This window comes from Mycobacterium timonense, from assembly GCF_025821985.1.
Lineage (GTDB): Bacteria > Actinomycetota > Actinomycetes > Mycobacteriales > Mycobacteriaceae > Mycobacterium > Mycobacterium avium.
In genome coordinates, this window is sequence record NZ_JACKSY010000023.1 from 17,382 (window position 1) to 39,643 (window position 22,262).

The 22,262-nt window shown below is 70.4% G+C and carries 18 protein-coding genes and 1 pseudogene; 4 read left to right on the forward strand and 15 right to left on the reverse strand.

All coding sequences use genetic code 11. The features are described 5' to 3' along the window. Positions 1-32: 32 nt before the first annotated feature. The 11 genes and pseudogenes from H7I87_RS07310 to H7I87_RS07360 all read right to left on the reverse strand — a co-directional run bounded on the left by H7I87_RS07310 (position 33) and on the right by H7I87_RS07360 (position 12,657). A complete protein-coding gene (locus tag H7I87_RS07310) occupies positions 33-1,229 on the reverse strand; it encodes an argininosuccinate synthase (RefSeq protein ID WP_009977300.1) in 1,197 nt (398 codons plus the stop codon). Positions 1,230-1,256: 27 nt separating this feature from the next. Continuing rightward, positions 1,257-1,751, reverse strand: a complete 495-nt coding sequence (locus H7I87_RS07315) for an arginine repressor (RefSeq protein ID WP_011725265.1) — start codon at positions 1,749-1,751, stop codon at positions 1,257-1,259. Next, positions 1,748-2,677, reverse strand: coding sequence for an ornithine carbamoyltransferase (gene argF, locus H7I87_RS07320; RefSeq protein ID WP_011725266.1), 930 nt, complete (start codon positions 2,675-2,677; stop codon positions 1,748-1,750). The genes H7I87_RS07315 and argF overlap by 4 nt, the downstream gene beginning before the upstream one ends. After that, positions 2,674-3,903, reverse strand: a complete 1,230-nt coding sequence (locus H7I87_RS07325) for an acetylornithine transaminase (protein ID WP_063967187.1) — start codon at positions 3,901-3,903, stop codon at positions 2,674-2,676. Before H7I87_RS07325 ends, argF begins: the two co-directional genes overlap by 4 nt. Positions 3,904-3,997: 94 nt before the next feature. Further along, entirely contained in the window at positions 3,998-4,885 is an 888-nt protein-coding gene (argB, locus tag H7I87_RS07330) for an acetylglutamate kinase (protein WP_011725268.1), read from the reverse strand. After that, positions 4,882-6,096, reverse strand: coding sequence for a bifunctional glutamate N-acetyltransferase/amino-acid acetyltransferase ArgJ (gene argJ, locus H7I87_RS07335; protein ID WP_009977303.1), 1,215 nt, complete (start codon positions 6,094-6,096; stop codon positions 4,882-4,884). The genes argB and argJ overlap by 4 nt, the downstream gene beginning before the upstream one ends. Next, a pseudogene (gene argC / locus H7I87_RS07340) lies at positions 6,093-7,152 on the reverse strand (N-acetyl-gamma-glutamyl-phosphate reductase). Before argC ends, argJ begins: the two are co-directional and overlap by 4 nt. A 31-nt stretch (positions 7,153-7,183) precedes the next feature. Further along, a complete protein-coding gene (gene pheT, locus H7I87_RS07345; RefSeq protein ID WP_011725269.1) occupies positions 7,184-9,670 on the reverse strand; it encodes a phenylalanine--tRNA ligase subunit beta in 2,487 nt (828 codons plus the stop codon). After that, complete coding sequence (gene pheS / locus H7I87_RS07350) at positions 9,670-10,713, reverse strand: phenylalanine--tRNA ligase subunit alpha (RefSeq protein WP_009977305.1); 1,044 nt, start codon at positions 10,711-10,713, stop codon at positions 9,670-9,672. Before pheS ends, pheT begins: the two co-directional genes overlap by 1 nt. A 195-nt stretch (positions 10,714-10,908) precedes the next feature. Beyond that, positions 10,909-11,727 carry a rhomboid-like protein gene (locus H7I87_RS07355; RefSeq protein WP_009977306.1) on the reverse strand — a complete coding sequence of 273 codons (819 nt, stop codon included), beginning with the start codon at positions 11,725-11,727 and terminating at the stop codon, positions 10,909-10,911. A gap of 9 nt (positions 11,728-11,736) precedes the next feature. Next, complete coding sequence (locus H7I87_RS07360; RefSeq protein WP_003876271.1) at positions 11,737-12,657, reverse strand: adenylate/guanylate cyclase domain-containing protein; 921 nt, start codon at positions 12,655-12,657, stop codon at positions 11,737-11,739. Between the two features lie 215 nt (positions 12,658-12,872). On the opposite strand from H7I87_RS07360, the gene H7I87_RS07365 reads away from it, so the two are divergent. Beyond that, the gene (locus tag H7I87_RS07365; RefSeq protein ID WP_009977310.1) at positions 12,873-13,940 is read left to right on the forward strand and encodes an oxygenase MpaB family protein; all 1,068 of its coding nucleotides are present in this window, start codon (positions 12,873-12,875) and stop codon (positions 13,938-13,940) included. On the opposite strand, the gene H7I87_RS07370 is transcribed toward H7I87_RS07365, so the two are convergent. From H7I87_RS07370 to infC, 4 genes are all read right to left on the reverse strand, one after another. Next, positions 13,927-14,718, reverse strand: coding sequence for a TrmH family RNA methyltransferase (locus H7I87_RS07370; RefSeq protein WP_009977312.1), 792 nt, complete (start codon positions 14,716-14,718; stop codon positions 13,927-13,929). The two genes, H7I87_RS07365 and H7I87_RS07370, sit on opposite strands and share 14 nt — an antisense overlap. Positions 14,719-14,748: 30 nt before the next feature. After that, the gene (gene rplT, locus H7I87_RS07375; RefSeq protein WP_003876268.1) at positions 14,749-15,144 is read right to left on the reverse strand and encodes a 50S ribosomal protein L20; all 396 of its coding nucleotides are present in this window, start codon (positions 15,142-15,144) and stop codon (positions 14,749-14,751) included. Between the two features lie 81 nt (positions 15,145-15,225). Continuing rightward, positions 15,226-15,420 carry a 50S ribosomal protein L35 gene (gene rpmI / locus H7I87_RS07380; protein WP_003876267.1) on the reverse strand — a complete coding sequence of 65 codons (195 nt, stop codon included), beginning with the start codon at positions 15,418-15,420 and terminating at the stop codon, positions 15,226-15,228. 42 nt (positions 15,421-15,462) lie between these two features. Then, the gene (infC, locus tag H7I87_RS07385) at positions 15,463-16,068 is read right to left on the reverse strand and encodes a translation initiation factor IF-3 (RefSeq protein WP_075362228.1); all 606 of its coding nucleotides are present in this window, start codon (positions 16,066-16,068) and stop codon (positions 15,463-15,465) included. A 453-nt stretch (positions 16,069-16,521) separates the two neighbouring features. On the opposite strand from infC, the gene lysX reads away from it, so the two are divergent. The 3 genes from lysX to H7I87_RS07400 all read left to right on the forward strand — a co-directional run bounded on the left by lysX (position 16,522) and on the right by H7I87_RS07400 (position 22,204). After that, on the forward strand, positions 16,522-19,890 hold the full coding sequence (gene lysX, locus H7I87_RS07390; protein WP_372453792.1) for a bifunctional lysylphosphatidylglycerol synthetase/lysine--tRNA ligase LysX: 3,369 nt from the start codon (positions 16,522-16,524) through the stop codon (positions 19,888-19,890). Positions 19,891-19,968: 78 nt separating this feature from the next. Continuing rightward, on the forward strand, positions 19,969-21,453 hold the full coding sequence (locus H7I87_RS07395) for an alpha/beta hydrolase (protein ID WP_023861755.1): 1,485 nt from the start codon (positions 19,969-19,971) through the stop codon (positions 21,451-21,453). An 85-nt stretch (positions 21,454-21,538) separates the two neighbouring features. After that, the gene (locus H7I87_RS07400; protein ID WP_024637283.1) at positions 21,539-22,204 is read left to right on the forward strand and encodes a TetR/AcrR family transcriptional regulator; all 666 of its coding nucleotides are present in this window, start codon (positions 21,539-21,541) and stop codon (positions 22,202-22,204) included. The last annotated feature ends 58 nt before the right edge of the window (positions 22,205-22,262 follow it).

Genomic DNA, 22,262 nt, shown 5'->3' on the forward strand with positions numbered 1-22,262 from the left:
GCGCCCCCCGGCGCGCCCTCTTGCGGGAAAGCTCACCGCTGGTCCCGGCGGGAGGCGATCTTCGACGACAGCCCGTGCACGTAGACGAAACCCTTCGCCGCCGACTGGTCGAAGCTGTCGCCCTCGTCGTAGGTGGCCAGGTTGAAGTCGTAGAGCGATTCGGCGCTGCGCCGGCCGTTGACGGCAATGTGGCCGCCGTGCAACACCATTCGGATCTCGCCGGTGACGTGCTCCTGGGTCTTGTCGACGAAGCTTTCCAGCGCAGCCTTCAGCGGCGAATACCACAACCCGTCGTACACCAGCTCGGCCCAGCGCTGATCGGTGTGCCGCTTGAACCGGCCCAGCTCCCGCTCCAGCGTGACGTGCTCGAGCTCGGTGTGCGCGGTGATGAGCACCATGGCGCCGGGCGCCTCGTAGATCTCGCGGCTCTTGATGCCCACCAGCCGGTCCTCCACGACGTCCAGGCGCCCCACCCCCTGGGCGCCGGCGCGGGCGTTGAGTTCCTCGATGGCGCCCAGCACCGACACCGGCTTGCCGTCGATGGACACCGGAACCCCGCGCTCGAACCCGACGATCACCTCGTCGGGGGTGCTCCAGTTCAGCGTGGGGTCCTCGGTGTAGGCGTAGACGTCCTTGGTGGGCGCGTTCCAAAGGTGTTCCAGGAAACCGGTTTCCACCGCGCGACCCCACACGTTCTGGTCGATGGAGAATGGCGAGCGTTTGGTCACGTTGATCGGGATGGCGTTCTCCTCGGCGAACGCGATCGCCTTCTCCCGCGTCCACGCGTAATCGCGCACCGGGGCCAGCACCTCGAGATCCGGTGCCAGCGAAGCGAATCCGACCTCGAAGCGGACCTGGTCGTTGCCCTTGCCGGTGCAGCCGTGCGCGACGATGCTGCCGCCGTGCTCGCGGGCCGCGGCCACCAGGTGCTTGACGATCAGCGGCCGGCTGATCGCCGACACCAGCGGGTAGCGGTCCATGTAGAGGGCGTTGTTGCGGATGGTGGGCAGGCAATAGCCCTCGGCGAATTCGTCGCGGGCGTCCACGACGACGGCCTCCACCGCGCCGCAGTCCAGGGCGCGCTGGCGGATGACCTCCATGTCTTCGCCGCCCTGGCCGAGGTCGATCGCCACCGCTACGACCTCACGGCCGGTCTCCTTGCCGATCCAGCTGATGGCCACCGAGGTGTCCAGACCGCCGGAATACGCCAGGATGACGCGTTCTGACATGAACCAATCTCCTTAAGTTGAACCGCTTTAGGTGAGTTTTTCCAATGTGTCGGCCAGCTCCGCGCCCGTCATCGGATCGCGGGCGGCGACGAACACGGTGTCGTCGCCGGCGATGGTGCCGACGACGTACGGTAGCGCCGCCCGGTCGATGGCGCTGGCCAGGTAGTCGGCGGCGCCCGGCGGAGTGCGCAGCACCGCGAGGTTCGCGCTGGCGTCGGCCGAGACCAGCAGCTCGCTCAGCAACCGGGAAAGCCTTGCGGTGCCGCCCGATACGCCGCGCACCGGGCTGCCGTCCTCGGGGACCATGTAGACGCCGACCCCGCCGTCGGCGCCGCGCAGTTTGACCGCGCCCAGCTCCTCGAGGTCGCGCGACAGGGTGGCCTGGGTGACCTCGATGCCCTCGTCGGCCAGCAGCGCCGCCAGCTCGCTCTGGCTGCGCACCTGCGCCGACGACAGGATCGCCACGATGCGGGCCTGCCGGGCGGCCCGGGTGGTTTCGGGGGCGCTCTTCGAGCGGGTCATGCCTGCCGCTCCAAAAGCCAGGTGAGCAGCGCCTTTTGCGCGTGCAACCGGTTTTCGGCCTCGTCCCAGACGACGCTGGACGGCCCGTCCATCACCTCGTCGGTGATCTCCTCGCCGCGGTGGGCCGGAAGGCAGTGCAGCACAATGGCTTCCGGATCCGCGAGGGACACCAGGTCGGCGTTGAGCTGATACGGCCAAAACGGTGTGCGGCGGTCCAGGCCGTCGTCCTCCTGCCCCATCGACGTCCAGGTGTCGGTGACCAAGACGTCGACACCGCGCGCGGCCGTCCGCGCGTCGGTGGTGAGAGTGACCGTGGCGCCGGTGCTTTCGGCGCGCCGCCGGGCCGCTGCCACGAATTCCGGTGCCGGGGTGAAGCCGTCCGGGGCGGCGATGGTGACGTGGATGCCGGCCGTGACCCCGCCCAGCATCAGCGAGTGGGCCATGTTGTTGGCGCCGTCACCGAGGTAGCACATCCGCAGGCCGCTCAGCGACCCCTTGTGCTCGGCGATGGCCTGTAGGTCGGCGAGCACCTGGCAGGGATGGAACTCGTCGGAGAGCGCGTTGATCACCGGCACGGTCGCGGCGCCGGCCATCGCCTCGAGGCGGTGCTGCTCGAACGTCCGCCACACGATGGCCTCGACGTAGCGGGACAGCACCCGGGCGGTGTCCTCCAGCGTCTCGTCGCGGCCCAGCTGGGTGCTGCGGGCGTCGACGACCACGGCGTGCCCGCCGAGCTGGGCGATGCCCACCTCGAACGAGAACCGGGTGCGGGTGGAGTTCTTGTCGAAGAGCACCGCGACCCCGCGCGGGCCCTCCAGCGGGCGCGCGCTGAACGGGTCCTTCTTCAGCTCGGCGGCCAGCGCCAACACCTCGGCCTGCTCGGCCGGCGACAGGTCGTCGTCGCGCAGGAAATGCCGGGGGGTCATGCCGCGGCCCTGTCGAGAATGCCGGGCAGCGCCGCGATGAAGCCGTCGATCTGGGCCTCGGTCACGATCAGCGGCGGAGCCAGCCGGATGACGCCGGGGGCGGCGGCATTCACCAGGAATCCGGCCTCGCGGGCGGCCGCCTCGGCGTCCTTGGCGCGCGGCGCGGTCAGCACCACCCCGCACAGCAGTCCGCGCCCGCGCACGTGGTCGACCAGCGGATGGCCGAGCCCCTCGATGCCCTGGTGCAGCGACTTGCCCAGCACCTCGGCGTGCCGGACCAGGTTCTCCGAAACCAGCACCCGCAACACCGCGAGCGCCGCGGCCGCGCACACCGGGTTGCCGCCGAAGGTGCTGCCGTGCAGGCCCGGGGTCAGCAGGTCGGCGGCCGGACCGACGGCCAGGCAGGCGCCGATCGGCAAGCCGCCGCCGAGCCCCTTGGCCAGCGTCACCACGTCGGGGGTGATGCCGTCGTGCTGATGGGCGAAAAACGTTCCGGTGCGGCCCATTCCGGTCTGCACCTCGTCGAGCACCAGCAGCGCGCCGTGCCGTGCGGTGATGTCGCGGGCGGCGGCCAGGTATCCCTCGGGTGGGACGACGACGCCGCTCTCCCCCATGATCGGTTCCAAAAACACCGCGGCGGTGCCGTCGTCGACCGCGGCGGCCAGCGCCTCGGTGTCGCCGTAGGGCACGTGCGTGACGTCGCCGGGCAGCGGCGCGAACGGCGCCTGCTTGCTGGGCTGACCGGTCAGCGCCAGCGAACCCATGGTCCGGCCGTGGAAGGCCTCTTGCGCCGCAACGAGTTTGGTGCGGCCGGTGAGCCGCGACAGCTTGAACGCGACCTCGTTGGCCTCGGTTCCGGAGTTGCAGAAGAACACCCGCGCCGTGCCCGCGGATTCGGTGCCGCCGGATTCGTGGCCGGCTGGTTCGTGGCCGGCGCCCAGCAGGGCCACCAGTTCCTCGGCCAGCGCCAGACTCGGCTCGGTGGCATACAGATTCGAGGTGTGGCCCAGCGTCGACAGCTGCTTCGTGACGGCCTCGATGATCGCCGGGTGGCGATGGCCCAGCACGTTGACCGCGATGCCGCCGAGCAGGTCGAGGTAGGTGTTGCCGTCGACGTCGGTGACCACGGCGCCCTCGCCGCTGGCCAGCGCGACCGGCGGGGTGCCGTAGTTGTGCATCATCACGGCCTCCCAGCGCCGCCGCAGCGCGTCCGTGTTTGTCACCATCGCCGATCCCCCTTCCCGAGCGTCACGCTGGGGTGGTTCTCGGCGCCGAACGCCACGCTGGCGTGACGCTCGGCGGCTGGCAAGGCACCCTTCGTCACGAGCTCACCACCTTGGTGCCGGTGCCCGCGTCGGTGAAAAGCTCCACCAGCACACAGTGTTCGACCCGCCCGTCGATGACGTGCGCGCTGGGCACGCCCGCGGACACCGCCCGCAGACACGCCTCGACCTTGGGGATCATGCCCGCCTCCAGCGTGGGTAGCAGTTGGGACAGTGTGGCCGTGTCGATCTCGCTGACCAGCGAATCACGGTTGGGCCAGCTGGTGTACAGGCCCTCGACATCGGTGAGCATCAGCAGCTTCTCGGCGCCCAGGGCTTCGGCCAGCGCCGCCGCCGCGGTGTCGGCGTTGATGTTGTGTACCACCCCTTCGGCGTCCGGGGCCAGCGTCGACACCACCGGAATGCGCCGCGCCGCAATCAGATCCAGCACCGCGGCGGCGTTGACCCGCTCCACGTCGCCCACCAGGCCGATGTCGGTGGTCACGCCGTCCACGGTGACGCTGCGCCGCACGGCGGTGAACAGCTGGGCGTCCTCGCCGGTGATGCCGACCGCGTACGGGCCGTGCGCGTTGATCAGGTTGACCAGTTCGCGGCCGACCTGGCCGAACAGCACCATCCGCGCCACGTCGAGCACTTCCGGTGTGGTGACCCGGAATCCGCCCTTGAAGTCGCCAGGGATGCCCAGCCGGCGCAGCATCGCGGTGATCTGCGGCCCGCCGCCGTGCACGACGACGGGGTGGATGCCGCAGTTGCGCAGGAACGCCATGTCGGCGGCGAAGGCGCGCCGCAGGGTGTCGTCGGTCATGGCGTTGCCGCCGTACTTGATCACCACAATCTTGCCGTGCAGCTGCTTGAGCCAGGGCAGCGCTTCGGCCAGCACCTGCGCCTTGACCGCGGTGGGCAGCGCTTCGGTCGAGGGCGTCATGAGCTGTAGGCCGAATTCTCTTCGACGTAGCCGTGCGACAGGTCGGTGGTGCGGATGGTGGCCCGCCCGTCGCCGAGCCGCAGGTCGACGGTGATGTCGATGTCGGGCCCGGACAGGTCCACCTCCCGCGCGCCGGGTGTGCCGACGCCGTCGGCGAAGACCGCGGAACCGTTGAACGACACCGTCATCCGGTCGGGATCCAGCGCGATCGGCGCGATGCCGACGGCGGCGACCACCCGGCCCCAGTTGGGGTCGGAGCCGAACACCGCCGTCTTGACCAGGCTGTCGCGGGCGATGGTCCGGGCGGCGACGACGGCGTCGTCGTCACTGGCCGCGCCGGTGACGGTGACGTTGACACGTTTGGTGACGCCCTCGGCGTCGGCCTGCAGCTGAGCGCACAGGTCATCGCAGACCCGCAGCACCGCGTCGTCGAGATCGGCCTGCGCCGGCGTGATCGCGCTGGCTCCGGAGGCCAGCAGCAGCACCGTGTCGTTGGTCGAACACGCGCCGTCGATGTCGAGCCGGTCGAAGGTGGCGGCGGTGGCGCGGCGCAGCGCGGTGTCCAGCGCCACCGGGTCGACGGCCGCGTCGGTGGTGAGCACGCACAGCATGGTGGCCAGCGACGGCGCGATCATGCCCGCGCCCTTGGCCATCCCGCCGACGGTCCAGTTGCCGGGATGGTGCAGCGCAACCTGTTTGGGCACGGTGTCGGTGGTCATGATGGCCTGCGCGGCGTCGTCGCCGCCGGACAGGCCGCCAGCCATGTCCTGCACGATGGTGCGCACCCCGGCGAGCAGCTTGTCCATCGGCAGCCGGTCGCCGATCAGCCCGGTGGAGCACACCGCGACCTCGATGGCGCCGGTCTCGGTGCCCCAGTCCGACAGCGCGGCGGCGACGGCTTCGGCGGTGGCGTGGGCGTCCTGGAAGCCGCCCGGCCCGGTGCAGGCGTTGGCGCCGCCCGAGTTCAGGATGACGGCGCGCAACGCGCCGGTGGTCACCACCTGCTGGCTCCACAGCACCGGCGCGGCCTTGACCTTGTTGCGGGTGAACACGCCGGCGGCGCCGTAGTCGGGTCCCTCGTTGAAGACCAGGGCCAGGTCGCGCTTGCCCGACGCCTTGATCCCCGCGGCGATGCCGGCGGCCCGGAAGCCGGCCGGCGCGGTGACGCCCTGTTCGCGCAGCAGCCGCGCCGCGTTCACCGTCTCGGTCACGGCGCCACCCCGATCACCGAAAGTCCTTGTGTCTCCGGCCAACCCAGCGCCAGGTTCATCGACTGCACGGCCGCCCCGGCGGTTCCCTTGACCAGGTTGTCGATCGCGGCGATCGCCACCAGCACGCCCGCCGCCTCGTCCACCGCCACCGCGATGTGCGCCGCGTTGCTGCCGATCACCGCCCCGGTCCGCGGCAGCTGTCCCTCGGGCATCAGGTAGATGAAAGGCTCTGCGTCATAAGTCTTTTCGTATGCGGCCCGAAGCGCCGACAACGGCGCGGTGGTGCGGGCGGTGCAGGTGGCCAGGATGCCGCGCGAGGTCGGGATCAGCACCGGGGTGAACGACACCGTGACGTCGCGTCCGGACACGGCCGCCAGGCCCTGGGCGATCTCGGGGGTGTGCCGGTGCGCCCCGGCGATGTTGTAGGCCCGCGCCGACCCGATGACCTCCGAGCCCAGTAGGTCGGTCTTGGCGGCGCGACCGGCTCCGGAGGTGCCGCTGACGGCGACCACGGTGACGGCGGGCTCGATCAGGTCCTCGGCCATCGCGGGCAGCAGGGCCAGCAGCGCCGCGGTCGGGTAGCAGCCCGGCACCGCGATCCGGCGGGCGCCGCGCAGCCGCTCGCGCGCCCCGGGCAGCTCCGGGAGCCCGTAGGGCCAACTGCCGGCGTGCGGCGCGCCGTAGAACCGTTCCCAGGCGGCGGCGTCGGTCAGCCGGAAGTCCGCGCCGCAGTCGACGATCAGCGTGTCGGCGCCGAGCTGGTCGGCCAGCGCCGCCGAATGTCCGTGCGGCAACGCCAGAAACACCACGTCGTGGCCGGCCAGCACGGCGGCGTCGGTGGGCTCCAGCACGCGCTGGGCCAACGGCGTCAGGTGCGGGTGATGCTCGCCGAGCGGGCTGCCGGCGCTGGCCGCGGCGGTCACCGCGCCGATCGTCAGCCGCCCCTGGGCGTAAGCCGGGTGCCCGAGCAGCAGGCGTAGGATTTCACCGCCCGCATAGCCGCTGGCACCGGCTACCGCCACCCTCATCACGTCGGCCATTTCGACGATTCTGCATGGTTATGCAGTACTTTGCAAATCCATTCCATCTAGGTGCGCAGCTCGGCGCCGACCGCCTCGGCGGCCCGGCGCACCGCGGCGTCGCGGGCCGCGGTGGCGTCATCCTCGGTCAGGGTCCGGTCCGGCGCACGGAACCGCAGTGCGAAGGTCAGCGACTTGCGGTGCTCGCCGAGCTGCGGCCCGGTGAAAACATCGAACAACTGCAGGTCTTCCAGCAGGTCCCCGGCGCCCTCGCGGACGGCGTCGGCCACCGCCTGGGCCGGCACGTCGGCGGCCACCACCAGGCTGACGTCCTGAAACACCGCCGGGAACGGCGAGACGCGGGGGGCGGGCAGCGTCGCGACGAGGGGTATCGCGTCCAGGTCGAGTTCCAGCGCGCAGGTGCCCCTGGGCAGGCCGGCGCGTTCGACCACCGCCGGATGCAGCTGGCCGGCGTACCCCACCGGGGTGTCGCCGACGAGCACCTCGGCGCATCGGCCCGGATGCCACGGCAGCTGCTGCGCGGCGCGCAACCGCACGTCCACGCCGGCGGCCCGGGCGATGACGCGCACCGCCTCGAACGCGTCGGCGGCCTCGGCGCGACGGCCCGGCCCCCACGGGCCGCGTTGTTCGCGCAGGCCGGTCAGCACCGCGGCGACGTGCTGGGGTTGCCGCGGCAACGACGCGTCCAGGACCGCGATCTCGGCGTCGGTGGGCCGGCGGTCGACCGGAATGAACTGCACCGCACGGGTTTCCGCTGTCGGCTGCACCACCTGCGCCAGCGCGTAGAGGGAGACGTCGACCAGGCCGCGAGACACGTTGCGCACCAAGGCTTCCAGCAGTGCGGGCAGCAGCGTGGTGGCCAGATGCGGGCGGTCGGACTCCAGCGGGTTGAGTACCTGGGTGGTGACGCGCCGCGGGTCGTCGTCCGGCAGTCCCCACACGTCGAACACGCCCGCCGGCAGGAACGGGGTGGGCAGGATCTCGACGTAACCGGACTGGGCCAGCGACCGCCCGATGGCGCGGCGGCGGCGCTGCGCGGCGGACAGGCCGCGGCCGGCCGGCGCCGACGGCAGCACCGATCCGATCACCTCGAGGCCCTCCAGCCGCAGCACCTCCTCGACCAGGTCGGCCGGCTGCAGCAGGTCGGGCCGCCAGCTGGGCGGGACCACCGTCAACGTGCCGCCGTCGGCGGTGACCGCGGCGCCGATCTGGGCGAGCCGCTTGGCCGCGGTGCCCGGCGGGTAGGTGACCCCGGCGAGGCGGTCGGGCAGGTCGGCGGGCATCTGGATGGCCGGCGGTGACCAGCCGTCGCACGCCGGCTCGCCGCGCCAATCGGTCAACGCCTCCGACACCGTGCCGCCGGCGATGCCGGCGAGCAGCGCGGCGCACCGGTCCAGCGCGGCCACCGAGATCGCCGGATCCACCCCGCGCTCGTAGCGGCGGGCGGCTTCGCTGGGCAGGTGCAACCTGCGCTGGGTGCGCGACACCGCGGCCGGGTCCCACACCGCGGCCTCGAGCAGCACGTCGGTGGAATCGGCGCGCACCTCGGTGCTGGCCGCGCCCATCACGCCGCCGATCGCCGCGGTCGCCGCGTCGTCGACGATCAGGACGTCGACGGGTTCGAGCTTGCGCTCGATGTCGTCGAGGGTGACGACGGTCTCGCCGGGCCGGGCGAAGCGCACGCCGAGCCCGCCGCTGATCCGGTTGCGGTCGTGGGCGTGCATGGGGTGGCCGAGCTCGAGCATCACGTAGTTGGTCACATCGACCGCCGGCGAGGTGGCGCGGATGCCCGACAGCAACAGCCGGCGCTGCAGCCACCACGGCGATACCGCCGCCGGGTCGATGCCGGTGACCGGGCGCAGCGCGAACCGCCGCACCCCGGTGTCGGGCTGCACCGTCAGCGGCCAGGCCTCGCCGTCGACCGGCAGCGGCTTGACATCCGCGGGGTCGACGAATTCCAGGTCGTAGGCGCAGGCGATCTCGCGCGCCAGGCCGCGCAACGACATGCAGTAGCCGCGGTCGGGGGTGATCGCCAGGTGGAAGATCACGTCGTCGAGTCCCAGCACCGCGGCGCCGTCGGCGCCCGGTTCGGCGGTGCCCGGCGGCAGCACCAGGATCCCGGAATGGTCGGCGCCCAGGCCGAGTTCGGCCGCCGAGCAGATCATTCCGTCCGAATTGCGGCCGTAGGTTTTGCGCGCGGTGATGGCGAACCCGCCCGGCAGCGTGGTGCCGGGCAACGCCACCACCACCAGGTCCCCTGCTACGAAATTTGTTGCGCCGCAGACGATTTCACGGTCAACGTCGTCGCCGACGTCGACATGGCAGAACTGGATCGGCTTCTTGAAGCCGGTCAGCTCTTCGATGTCGGTGACCCGGCCGACGGTCAGCGGGCCGTCCACCGGCCCCAGCTCGATGACCTCTTCGACCTCGTGGCCGATGCGGATCAGGGTCTGTTCCAGCTCGGCGGGGGCGACGTCCCAGTCCGGCGCCCCGGCGGCCACGACCTCGCGCAACCAGCTGTACGGAACGCGCATCAGGCGCCCACCCCGAACGGCAGCGAGAACCGCATGTCGCCCTCGACCATGTCACGCATGTCCGGAATCCCGTTGCGGAACTGCAGGGTTCGCTCCAGGCCCATTCCGAATGCGAACCCGGAGTAGACGTCCGGGTCGATTCCGGCGGCCCGCAACACATTTGGATGCACCATTCCGCAGCCGCCCCACTCCACCCAGCCGGCGCCGCCCTTCTTGCCGACGAACCACACGTCCACCTCGGCGGAGGGTTCGGTGAACGGGAAGAAGTGCGGCCGGATCCGGGTCCGCGCCTGCGGGCCGAATTCGGCTCGCGCGAACGCGTCCAGCGTTCCGCGCAGGTGCGCCATGGACAGGCCGCGGTCCACGGCCAGGCCCTCGACCTGGTGGAAGACCGGGGTGTGGGTGGCATCGAGTTCGTCGGTGCGGAAGGTGCGCCCGATCGAGATGACGTAGACCGGCAGCTCGCGGGCGAGCAGCGTGCGCACCTGCACCGGCGAGGTGTGGGTGCGCAACAGCTGCCGGGAACCCTCCGGCGCGATGTAGAAGGTGTCCTGTTCGCTGCGCGCCGGGTGGTCGGCGGGGAAGTTGAGCGCGTCGAAGTTGAACTGCTCGGCTTCCACCTCGGGCCCCTCGGCCAGTTCCCAGCCCATCGCGATGAAGGTGTCGGCGATGTGTTCGGCCAGGATCGTGATGGGATGCCGGGCGCCGACCGGCTGCCGGGTCGACGGCAGGGTGACGTCGATGCGTTCGGCGACCAGCACCGCGGCGTCGCGTTCGGCGCGCAACTCGGCCAGGCGTTCGTCGTAGGCCTGCTGGGCCTGCGCGCGTGCGGCGTTGACCCGCTTGCCCGCGTCGGCGCGCTGGTCCTTGGGGACGCCGCCGAGCGCCTGGCGGGCCAGGGCCAGCGGCGCCCGGTCACCGAGGTGCTCGGTCTTTAGGCGCGCCAACGCGTCGAGGTCGCCGGCCCGGGCGAAGGCCTGCCGGGCGGCGCCGACCGCCTCGGCCAACGCTGTTTCCGACAGGTCCACGGGTTGATCACCCACGCGGCGACACTCTCCTTGCTGACGAGGCTCTACGGGCTGCCCGCATCGGCGCCGCGCTGGGTTCGATTCGCCCGGCTCCTCCTCGGTCGCTACGCGAACCGCATCGTCGCCGGGCTGGGCACGATGGTGATTCCGCGCGGCACGGGTCGAGTGCTGATCATAGTGATGCGCTGCGTGCCGCCGCGGCGACGGTCGTCAGCCGGCTACGGCCGGCTGCGGGCCGGTCAGCGGGTCGTCGCCGTCGAGCGGGGTGACCGCCAGGCCGCGGCCGGTGTACGCCTTGGCCGCCGCGTAGGCCACGGCGGCGCCCAGCAGACCGAACACCGGCGTGGCCGCCATGGTTCCCCAATGGTGGGCCAGCATCAAAAAGCCGAAGCCCGAGGACGCCGCCAGCATCAGGTAGCGCGCCGGCGTCCAGTGGATCGGCTGGCGGAACCGCGCCGACACCAGCACGCCCAGGATCACCGCGACGGTGTGACCGGCATCGGTGAAGTCGCCGCCGACGATCGCCGAGGCGATGCCCGCCGCCACCCACCAGCCGACCCAGGCGGCCCGCCAGCGCGCCGGGATCACCGCCGTCATCGCGCCCAGCACCGCCAGCGCGCCGTAGCTCATCCCCACGTCACTGGCCCGGGTGATCGACACGGGCAGCCAGCCGAACTCGACCGACGCTGCCAGCGCGGCGGCCACCAGCAGCGTCGCGCCGATGTGGCCGACCAGAAACGCCACCACCAGCCGGATGGTGCGCAGGTGCAGCTCCGCCAGCGCCAGCAGACAGGTCAGAAAGGGCAGCCAGAAGTAGAGCGGTCCGGCGTCGACGACCAGCGCGCTGCCCAGCAGCGTGCCCAGGTGGCCGTGCGACAGGTTGTGCAGGTTGGTGCTGGCGCGCTGCACGATGACGTCATGCGCCTGCGGGCCGAGCACCAAGATGGCGCAGCTGATGGCCAGCAGCAGCGCCGCATACCCCACGGTGAATTGGACCCGGGCCAGCCGGGACACGATGCCCCCAATCATTGGCACCCATTATGGCTGCGGTTTCGTCTCGTCCGTGTCATCGGAGGCTGACAACTCCTTAAGAGTCTTGAGGCGATATATCGCCAAGTCGGCGGGCATGCCGGCGGGCTTGGGTCCGAAAACCGGTTTGCGGGTGCGTTTGGCCTCGACGCCCAACGCGTCCAACTCGCTTTGCGGTATGTGGTCCAACGTGGAACTCGACACCATGATTCCACCCTTGGTGGCCCGTTCCATAACCCGTGCGGCGATGTTCACATCCACACCCAGCCAATCCGAGGCCAGCCGCTGCGGGCGGCCGGTGTGGATGCCGACCCGCATCCGCGGTGTGTAGCCGGCCACCTCGACCGATCTCAGCGCCTCCTTGGCGGCCAGCACGGCCCGCACGGCGACGGTCGGATCGCCGAACACGGCCATCAGCCCGTCGCCCATCCGCTTGACGATGTGCCCGCCGGCGTCCAGCAGCGGTGGTTCGACGGCGCGGGCCACCTGGCGCAGCAGCGCCAGGGCGGCGTCGTCGCCCGCCTGCAACGACCAGGTGGAGAACCCGACCAGGTCGGTGAAGACCAACGTCACCTCCGGATTGGCCGGACGACGCGAGATGCCCTCGGTCAGCGCCTGCCACACCTGCAGCACCCCGAGGCTGACCTCACGCGACACCGCGTCGCGGTCCCCCAGTAGCCGGTCGGCCGCGCGGGCCGCGGCGCGCGGGCCGCCGTCGCCGGCGGTGGACAGCGGATCGCCGAAGTCGGGGTCGCCCGGCAGCAACCGGCGCGCACGCCGGACCAGGGCCACCGCCCCGGGGCTGTGGTTTCGGTTGTGCAGCCACTGGGTCGCGTTGTGCACCGACAGTGCGGTGCGTCGCGAAGCCGACTGCGCCGCCGCGGATTCCTCGGGCTCGCCCGGATCCAGATCGCGACGCGCGAGTTCCACCTGGCCAGGTTATTTGCTTTCGTCGACGCCAGGCAACGACGGCCGCGTCGCATGTGTCGCAGCTCGCATTCGCACGGTGTTGATGACGGGCCTCGATCACGGAGGCGGCACACCGGCGTGGAACCCCGATAACACTCCCCGGACACGGCACCGAAATCGTAGACAACACGCGTTGTCAAAAGTTATCGTGAGCGCAACTGGCGCAGGAGGCCGCGATGACTGGCAGATCGACCACAGCCGCTGATCCGCTCGGACCAGATTCCCTGACCTGGAAGTACTTTGGCGATCTGCGCACCGGAATGATGGGCGTGTGGATCGGCGCCATCCAGAACATGTATCCCGAACTCGGCGCCGGCGTGCAAGAGCATTCGATCCTGCTGCGCGAGCCGCTGCAGCGGGTGGCCCGGTCGGTCTACCCGATCATGGGTGTGGTCTACGACGGCGACCGGGCGCCGCAGACCGGCCGGCAGATCACCAGCTACCACCACACCATCAAGGGGACCGACGCCTCGGGGCGCCGGTACCACGCGCTCAACCCGGACACCTTCTACTGGGCGCACGCCACGTTTTTCATGCTCATCATCAAGGTGGCCGAGTACTTCTGCGGCGGCCTGACCGAGGCCGAGAAGCGGCAGCTGTTCGACGAGCACGTGCAGTGGTACCGGATGTACGGGATGAGCATGCGCCCGGTGCCCAAGTCGTGGGAGGAATTCCAGGAGTACTGGGAGCGCACCGGCCGCGAGGTCCTCGAGATCAACCAGGCGACGCTGGACATCTTCCGGATGCGCATCCCCAAACCGAAGTTCGTGTTGATGCCGACCCCGCTGTGGGACCAGCTGTTCCGGCCGCTGGTGGCCGGCCAGCGCTGGATCGCGGCCGGGTTGTTCGAGCCCGCGGTGCGCGAGAAGGCCGGCATGCACTGGACGCCGGGCGACGAAGTGCTGTTGCGCCTGTTCGGCAAGATCGTCGAACTGGCCTTCCTGGCGGTGCCCGACGAGATCCGGCTGCACCCGCGGGCGCTGGCCGCCTACCGGCGCGAACAGGGACGGCTGCCCAGCGACGCGCCGCTGGTGGAGGCCCCGCCGTTCATGGCGCCGCCGCGGGACCGGCGCGGACTGCCGATGCACTACTTCCCGCCGCCACCCAGGTTGCCGTTCGACCCGGCCTTGCAGCCCGCGCGGGCGCTGATGGAACGCGCCGGATCGCTGGTGCACACCACGTTGTCGCTGGCCGGCCTGCGCGCCGGGCGAGGCCGGCCGAAACGACCGGTCAGGGCCGCATGAACAGCTCCAGCGCCCGCGCGCTCTGGTAGAGGCAGATCGCCGCGGCCGAGGCCACGTTCAGGCTCTCCGCGCCGCCGGCCATCGGGATGCGCACCCGGTGATCGGCCGCCGCCGCGACTTCGCTTGGCAGACCGTGTGATTCGGGGCCGAACAGCCAGGCCGTCGGCTTGGCCAGCAGTTCACCCGCCCGATCCAGGCGCACCTCGCCGTCCACGGTGGTGGCCAGCAGCTGCAGGCCGGCCTCGCGCACCGCGGCGACGGCCTCGCGCAGGTCCGGCGCGGCGACCACCGGGACGGAGAAGATGCTGCCGGCCGATGCGCGCAGGCATTTGCCGTTGTACGGGTCGACGCTGTGGCCGGCCAGCAGCACGCCGGCCGCGCCCATGGCGTCGGACAGCCGAATCAGGGTGCCGGCGTTGCCCGGCTCGCTGATCTGGACCGCGACCGCGATGAGCCGCGGCGACCCGGCCAGCACGTCGCGCAGGCCGGTGGCCGGCAGGTCGCACACCGCGACCAGCCCGGCCGGGGTGACGGTGTCGGAGAGCGCCTTGGCGGCGCGCTCGGTGATCAGATGGACCGGGCAGTCCAGCGCCGCCAGCAGCGGCGCATACCGCTGCTGCGCGGCTTCGGTGACGAAGACGTCGCGGACCAGGCCGCGGCCCGCGGCCGCCTCGACCAGGTTGGGGCCCTCGGCCAGGAACCGGGCGGCCCGGCGCCGGCCGACGTGGCGGTGCAGTTTGGCCGCCGCGGCGACCCTGCCCGAACGTTCGGTCAGCACCCTGCGGCGTCCCCGTCGTCGCCGGGTCGGTTAGGCCGCTTCTCCGGAGTCCGACGGGGCGTTGACGTCCTCGGGCAGCGCCGCCCGGGCGACGTCGACCAGCGCGGTGAAGGCGGCCGGGTCGGCGATCGCGATGTCGGCGAGGTTCTTGCGGTCCACCTCCACGCCGGCGGCCTTGAGGCCCTGGATCAGCCGGTTGTAGGTGATGTCGTTGGCGCGCGCCGCGGCGTTGATCCGCGAGATCCACAGCTTGCGGAACTCGCCCTTGCGCGCGCGACGGTCGCGGTAGGCGTAGTTCAGCGAATGCAGTTGCTGCTCTTTGGCTTTGCGGTAGAGCCGGGATCGCTGGCCGCGATAGCCCTTCGAGGCCTTCAGGATGCTGCGCCTCTTCTTGTGGGCGTTGACCGCCCGCTTCACGCGTGCCATGGGGTGTTCCTACTCTCGTTCAAACGTCATTCGGTCGGAGGTGCCGTGCCAGCTCACGGACGGGTCTGGCCGGCGCGGGGGTCAGCCGTTCAGCAGGCTGTTGACCCGCTTGGTGTCGTTGGCCGACACCGTGGTGCGGCCTTCCAGCCGCCGGGTGCGGGTGGTCGGCTTGTGTTCGAGCAGATGCCGGCGGTTGGTCTTCTGCCGGACGATCTTGCCGGTTCCGGTGCGCCGGAACCGCTTTGAAGCCCCGCTGTGGGTCTTGGCTTTGGGCATGTTTCCTCTGTTCGGTAAGGACTGTCGTGGTCGGGCGGTGGGTCAGCTCGACGAGGGTTCGGCGTCCGCGGCCGCATCGGAGTCCGATGCCGCGCCGCCGGGGCCCTCGGGATGCCGCGCCCTGGCGCGAGTCTTCGCGCCGCGATGCGGTGCCAGCACCATCGTCATGTTGCGGCCGTCCTGCTTGGCGGACGTCTCGACGAAACCGTATTCGGCGACGTCGGCGCCCAGCCGCTGCAGCAATCGGTAGCCCAGCTCGGGCCGCGACTGCTCACGTCCGCGGAACATGATGGTCACCTTCACCTTCGATCCCGCTTCCAGGAAGCGGATGACGTGACCCTTTTTGGTCTCGTAGTCGTGATCGTCGATCTTGGGTCGCAGCTTTTGTTCCTTGACGACGGTCTGCTGCTGGTTCCGGCGGGATTCGCGCGCCTTTTGCGCCGCTTCGTATTTGAACTTGCCGTAGTCCATGATCTTGCAGACCGGTGGTCTGGCGTTCGGGGCGACTTCGACAAGGTCGAGATCGGCGTCCGCGGCGACGCGCAGTGCGTCTTCGATGCGCACTATGCCTACCTGCTCTCCCCCTGGGCCGATCAACCGGACTTCAGGTACGCGGATGCGCTCGTTGACGCGGGTCTCAGTGCTGATGGGGCCTCCCTTGTTGGGCTTCTATATGTCCTGGCGAATATCCTGCGTGACGACCGGTGACCGGGTGGTCCGGGAAGCAGCGGCGGAGACACCACACCACTAGCAAAAAGGCCCTGCACAAGCAGGGCCCAATGCCGACCGATCCCGGCTGAGCGGTGCTCGAGCCGCCCGCGGTAGCCGCGGAACAGGCATTCGCGATGCCTGTGACCGGACCGCCGGACCTGGGAGAATCCGCTCAGGATCTCGTCGGCCCGCGGTGGGAGTGGGACTCCACTTACTGTTCCCGGCTTGCGCCGGGCTGGTCGCAGCCGTCAGTTTAGCAGTGTTGAGGAGGCTTTTAGCACTTCGGCCGCCCGACCGGGCCGGCGCGGGCGTCGATCCGGCCGGGAAAACACCGCGAAATTCGTGCCGGCCACTCTTAGCGCTTCGACAAGCTTTTCACGGATAGAGGGCATATCCTCGCGGTCTGTGACACTCGCATCTCCTGGTTCGAGGTCTGGTTCGGGTCCTCGTTCGGGGCCGCGGTTGGGGCCTGCAAACCGGTCGACCTCGCGGTATCGCTGGGTGCCGGCGGCCGCCGGGTGGACCGTGGGTGTGATCGCCACGGTGTCGCTGCTGGGCAGCGTGTCCCCGCTGATCCGGTACCTGATCAAGGTCCCGCGCGAGTTCATCAACGACTACCTGTTCAACTTCCCCGACACCAGCATCGCCTGGTCGTTCGTGCTGGCCCTGCTGGCGGCGGCGCTGACGGCACGCAAGCGGATCGCCTGGCTGCTGTTGCTGGGCAACATGATCCTGGCCGCCGCCCTCAACGTCGCCGACATCGCCGCCGGTGACAACACCGCGGCCGAGATCTTCGGCGAGAACCTGGGTTTCGCCGTCCACATCGTCGCGATCGTCCTGCTGGTGCTGGCGTATCGGGAGTTCTGGGCCAAGGTCCGCAAGGGCGCGTTGGTCAAGGCGGCCGCGGTGCTGGTCGCCGGGGACGTGGTGGGCATCCTGGTGTCGTGGGGCCTGGTCGAGTTGTTCCCCGGCACCCTGGCCCGCCAGGACCGGCTGCCCTACGTGGTCAACCGGGTGGTCGGCTTCGCGCTGGCCGACCCGGACCTGTTCACCGGCCGCCCGCACGTGTTCCTCAACGCGATCTTCGGGTTGTTCGGCGCGCTCGCGCTGATCATGGCGACCATCGTGCTCTTTCAATCCCAGCGCGCGGAGAACGCGCTGACCGGTGAGGACGAGTCGGCCATCCGCGGACTGCTGGAGTTGTACGGCAAGAACGACTCGCTGGGCTACTTCGCCACCCGCCGCGACAAGTCGGTGGTCTTCGCCCAGAGCGGACGCGCCGCCATCACCTACCGGGTCGAGATCGGGGTCTGTTTGGCCAGCGGCGACCCGATCGGCGATCCCCGCGCCTGGCCGCAGGCGGTCGACGCCTGGCTGGGCCTGTGCCAGACCTACGGCTGGGCGCCCGGCGTGATGGGCGCCAGCACGCAGGGGGCTCGGACCTATCGCGAGGCCGGCCTCAACGCGCTCGAGCTGGGTGACGAGGCCATCCTGCGCACCTCCGAGTTCAAGCTGTCCGGCCCGGACATGCGCGGCGTCCGCCAGGCGGTGACCCGGGCCCGCCGCGCCGGGTTGACGGTGCGGATCCGCCGGCACCGCGACATCTCCCCCGAGGCGATGGCCGACACCATCGCCCGCGCCGACGCCTGGCGTGACACCCAGACCGAGCGCGGCTTCTCCATGGCGCTGGGCCGACTCGGTGACCCGGCCGACGGGGACTGCCTGCTGGTGGAGGCCATCGACCGGGACGGCAGCGTGGTCGCGATGCTGTCGCTGGTCCCGTGGGGCACCACCGGTGTGTCGCTGGACTTGATGCGCCGGTCGCCGAGTTCACCCAACGGCACCATCGAGCTGATGGTCAGCGAGCTGGCGTTGAATGCTGAAAGCCTTGGTATCACCCGCATTTCGCTGAACTTCGCGATGTTTCGGTCGGCGTTCGAACAGGGCGCCCAGCTGGGCGCCGGCCCGGTCGCGCGGCTGTGGCGGGGGTTGCTGCTGTTCTTCTCCCGGTGGTGGCAGCTGGAGACCCTGTACCGCTCGAACATGAAGTACCAACCCGATTGGGTTCCGCGCTACGCCTGCTACGAGGATGCCCGGCTGATCCCCCGGGTCGGCGTCGCGTCGGTGATCGCCGAGGGCTTCCTGGTGTTGCCGTTCAGCCGGCGCGACAAGGTGCACACCGGCCACCACCCCGCCGTGCCGGCCCGGCTGGCGCAGTCGGGCCTGCTGCACCACGACGGCTCGGCACCGGACGTGAGCGGGCTGCGCCCGGAGCGCACCGACGCCGAGGAGGCGCGCTCGCGGCTGCCCGAGCAGGTTAGGGTGCGCCTGGCCAAGCTGAAGGTGTTGCAGCGCAACGGTGTTGACGCCTATCCGGTGGGCTGTCCGCCCAGCCACACCGTCGCGCAGGCGCTGGACGCCGACGACCAGCAGGACATCACCGTCGCCGGCCGGATCCTGCGGATCCGCGACTTCGGTGGGGTGCTGTTCGCCCAGCTGCGGGACTGGTCGGGGGAAATGCAAGTGCTGCTAGACAATTCGCGTCTGGAGCGGGGCCGCACGGCCGACTTCACCGCGGCCATCGATCTCGGCGACCTGGTCGAGGTGTCCGGTCAGATGGGGTTCTCCAAGAAAGGCACCCGGTCGCTGATCGTCACCGACTGGCGGATGATCGGTAAGTGCTTGCGGCCATTGCCCAATAAGTGGAAGGGGCTCACCGATCCGGAGGCCCGGGTGCGAACCCGCTACGTCGACCTGGCGGTCAACCCCGAGTCGCGGGAGTTGATCGCGGCGCGCAGCGAGGTGCTGCGCTCGGTCCGGCAGACCCTGTTCGCCAAGGGATTCATCGAGGTCGAGACCCCGATCCTGCAGCAGATCCACGGCGGCGCCACCGCCCGACCGTTCGTCACGCACATCAACACCTACGACATGGACCTGTTCCTGCGCATCGCGCCGGAGCTGTATCTGAAGCGGCTGTGCGTCGGCGGCGTGGAGCGCGTCTTCGAGTTGGGCCGGGCGTTCCGCAACGAGGGGGTCGACTTCAGCCACAACCCGGAATTCACCCTGCTGGAGGCCTACCAGGCGCACGCCGACTATCGGGTGTGGATCGACGGGTGCCGCGAGCTGATCCAGAACGCCGCCCAGGCCGCGCACGGCGAGCAGACCGTGCTGCGGCCCGGCGCCGACGGCCGGCTGCAACCGGTCGACATCTCCGGGATCTGGGCGGTCAAGACCGTGCACGACGCGGTGTCCGAGGCGCTCGGCGAGCAGGTCGACCCCGGCACGTCGCTGTCCACCCTGCGCAAACTGTCCGACGCGGCGCGCATCCCCTACCGCGCGCACTGGGACGCCGGCGCGGTGGTGCTCGAGCTCTACGAGCACCTGGTCGAGGACCGGACCGAGGAGCCGACGTTCTACGTCGACTTCCCCACCTCTGTGTCACCGCTGACCCGGCCGCACCGCAGCCGGCCCGGGGTCGCGGAGCGGTGGGACCTGGTGGCCTGGGGTGTCGAACTGGCCACCGCCTACAGCGAGCTGACCGATCCGGTGGAGCAGCGCCGCCGCCTGCAGGAGCAGTCGCTGTTAGCTGCCGGCGGGGATCCCGAGGCGATGGAACTCGACGAGGACTTCCTGCAGGCGATGGAGTACGCGATGCCGCCGACGGGCGGGCTGGGCATGGGCGTCGATCGCCTCGTCATGCTCATAACGGGCCGCAGCATCCGCGAAACCTTGCCGTTTCCGCTGGCCAAGCCGCATTAGCGGAGGCCATCCGACACTCGGCCAATCCGGGGCGAACATTCGGTGAATACGTTCCAGGCCGGTTAACAATAGATCACAATGACTCACGTGACAGACTCCCCGAACGGTGCACCCGCACAGTTCCTGGCGTTTAGCCACACCTCGCTGATGCATGGCTGGGTGCCGATGACGGTCCAGGTGCTGGCCGGTGTCGTGCTGACGTTGGCGGTCGGCTGGCGGTCGCGCCGCTGGCGGACGGTGTGGGTGCCGGTGGCCGCGCTGGCCGGCGCCGCCGTGGCCTACCTGACGCACTGGTACATCGTCGACCGCGGGCTGTCCGACGAGCCCGCCCCGGCGGCGCTGTGGCTCTGGGTCATGCTGACCGGGACTGCGGTGGCGGTGCTGGTGCTGGGCTGGCGAACCGCGCGCCGCTGGCGGCGCGGCGCCGCGGTGCTGGCTGTTCCGCTGTGCTTGCTCAGCGCGGCCCTGGTGCTCAACCTGTGGGTCGGCTACTTCCCCACCGTGCAGTCCGCGTGGAGTCAGCTGACGTCGGGCCCGCTGCCCGACCAGACCGACCAGGCCACCGTTACCGCCATGGCCGCCAGTCGAATCCGGCCGCCGCACGGCACCGTGGTGCCGGTGGCGATCCCGTCGGACGGCTCGCACTTCAAACACCGCGGCGAGCTGGTCTACCTGCCGCCCGAATGGTTCGCCACCACCCCGCCCCCGGCGTTGCCGACGGTGATGATGATCGGCGGTCAGTTCAACACCCCGGCGGACTGGACCCGGGCGGGCAACGCGGTCAAGACCATCGACGACTTCGCGGCCGCCCACCACGGCCAGGCGCCGGTGTTGGTGTTCGTGGACTCCGGCGGCGCCTTCAACAACGACACCGAGTGCGTCAACGGGGTCCGCGGCAACGCCGCCGACCACCTCACCAAAGATGTTGTGCCGTTCATGATCTCGGCGTTCGGGGTCAGCCCGCACCGGTCCAACTGGGGCGTCGCGGGATGGTCGATGGGCGGCACCTGCGCGGTGGATCTGACCGTCATGCACCCGGAGCTGTTCAGCGCGTTCGTCGACGTCGCCGGCGACTTCTTCCCCAATGCGGGCAACAAGGCGCAGACCATCGCCCGGCTGTTCGGCGGAAACGCCGACGCCTGGGCGGCATTCGATCCGACCACGGTGATCAACCGGCACGGACCGTACCGCGACGTGGCCGGCTGGTTCGCGATCTCCTCGGACGGCCCGCCCGCGCCCCGGCGTGACATCCAGCTCAGCGACAGCGGCGCCATCCGGCTCGCGGCACGCGAAGCCGCGGCTAACCCCGGCAACCAGACCGCCGCCGCCTATTCGCTGTGCGCGCTGGGCCGCGCCAACGGCATCGACTGCGCCGTGGTGCCGCAGCCCGGTCGGCACGACTGGCCGTTCGCGGACCGCGCGTTCGCGGCCGCGCTGCCCTGGCTGGCCGGGGCGTTGGGCACTCCCGGAATTCCGCGAACCCCGTTGCCCGCCACGTCGTCCCCGGCCGTCGGCGCTCCGCTGGTGGTCCCGGCCGAGCGGTCCAACACCGGCAAGCGATAGCGCCGGTGGCGTCGGAGAAACTTCCCGGCAGAATCGCGCGCCGATACGCGCATATCGTCGGTCGATACGACGATATCGTCGGACCGTGGAACCCACGCGAATGTTTCCGTACGAGCCTCCCCCTCCTCCACAACCGTCGCCCAAGGAACGGATTCGGGACGCGGCACTGAGTTGTTTTGCCGTGCGCGGCATCGCCGCCACGCCGCTGCGTGCGGTCGCCGAGGCCGCAGACGTGTCAATTGGGCTGGTGCAGCACCACTTCCGCACCAAGGCCGCGCTCACGGCCGCGGTCGATCAGTACGTGCTCCAGGTGTTGGACGAGGCATTGAAGCCGACCATGCTGCCCGAGCCTCCCGAGGACGGGCTCAACGAGGCCGGTCACCGGCTGACCACGCTGATGGCCGAACGCCCCGACGTCGTGATGTATCTCGGGCGCGCGCTCGCCGAGGGCGGTGCACTCGGGTCCGTCATCTTCGACGGGCTGCTGAGAATCTGTGCGACCCAGGGCGAACAATTCGTGGCGCAGGGCAACACCCAGCTCGACCTCGACCCGGATTGGGCGGCGATCAACATCCTCGTCCTGCGCGTCGGCGCCATAATTCTGCATCCGTACATCGAGCTCCACCTGGGCAAACCGTTCTTCACCGAGCAGCAGCTGCGGCGCTGGGACGCCTCGGTCACCAGCCTCATCCGGCACGGCATGTTCCTCGAGGACACTCAGCACCCGTACGGAGACGCGAACGCACGGTGAGCGATCGACAGTCGCCACACCGCAATTGGCGCAGGCCGCTCACTACCCGACCGACGTC

Coding starts and splice junctions, on each gene's coding strand:
- H7I87_RS07365 (WP_009977310.1), top strand. CDS start 12,873: ATGACTGGCAGATCGACCACAGCCGCTGATCCGCTCGGACCAGATTCC.
- H7I87_RS07355 (WP_009977306.1), bottom strand. CDS start 11,727: ATGATTGGGGGCATCGTGTCCCGGCTGGCCCGGGTCCAATTCACCGTG.
- H7I87_RS07395 (WP_023861755.1), top strand. CDS start 19,969: ATGACTCACGTGACAGACTCCCCGAACGGTGCACCCGCACAGTTCCTG.
- H7I87_RS07315 (WP_011725265.1), bottom strand. CDS start 1,751: ATGACCCGCTCGAAGAGCGCCCCCGAAACCACCCGGGCCGCCCGGCAG.
- argB (WP_011725268.1), bottom strand. CDS start 4,885: ATGACGCCCTCGACCGAAGCGCTGCCCACCGCGGTCAAGGCGCAGGTG.
- H7I87_RS07325 (WP_063967187.1), bottom strand. CDS start 3,903: ATGGTGACAAACACGGACGCGCTGCGGCGGCGCTGGGAGGCCGTGATG.
- argF (WP_011725266.1), bottom strand. CDS start 2,677: ATGACCCCCCGGCATTTCCTGCGCGACGACGACCTGTCGCCGGCCGAG.
- rplT (WP_003876268.1), bottom strand. CDS start 15,144: ATGGCACGCGTGAAGCGGGCGGTCAACGCCCACAAGAAGAGGCGCAGC.
- H7I87_RS07310 (WP_009977300.1), bottom strand. CDS start 1,229: ATGTCAGAACGCGTCATCCTGGCGTATTCCGGCGGTCTGGACACCTCG.
- pheT (WP_011725269.1), bottom strand. CDS start 9,670: ATGCGCGTTCCGTACAGCTGGTTGCGCGAGGTCGTGGCCGCCGGGGCG.
- rpmI (WP_003876267.1), bottom strand. CDS start 15,420: ATGCCCAAAGCCAAGACCCACAGCGGGGCTTCAAAGCGGTTCCGGCGC.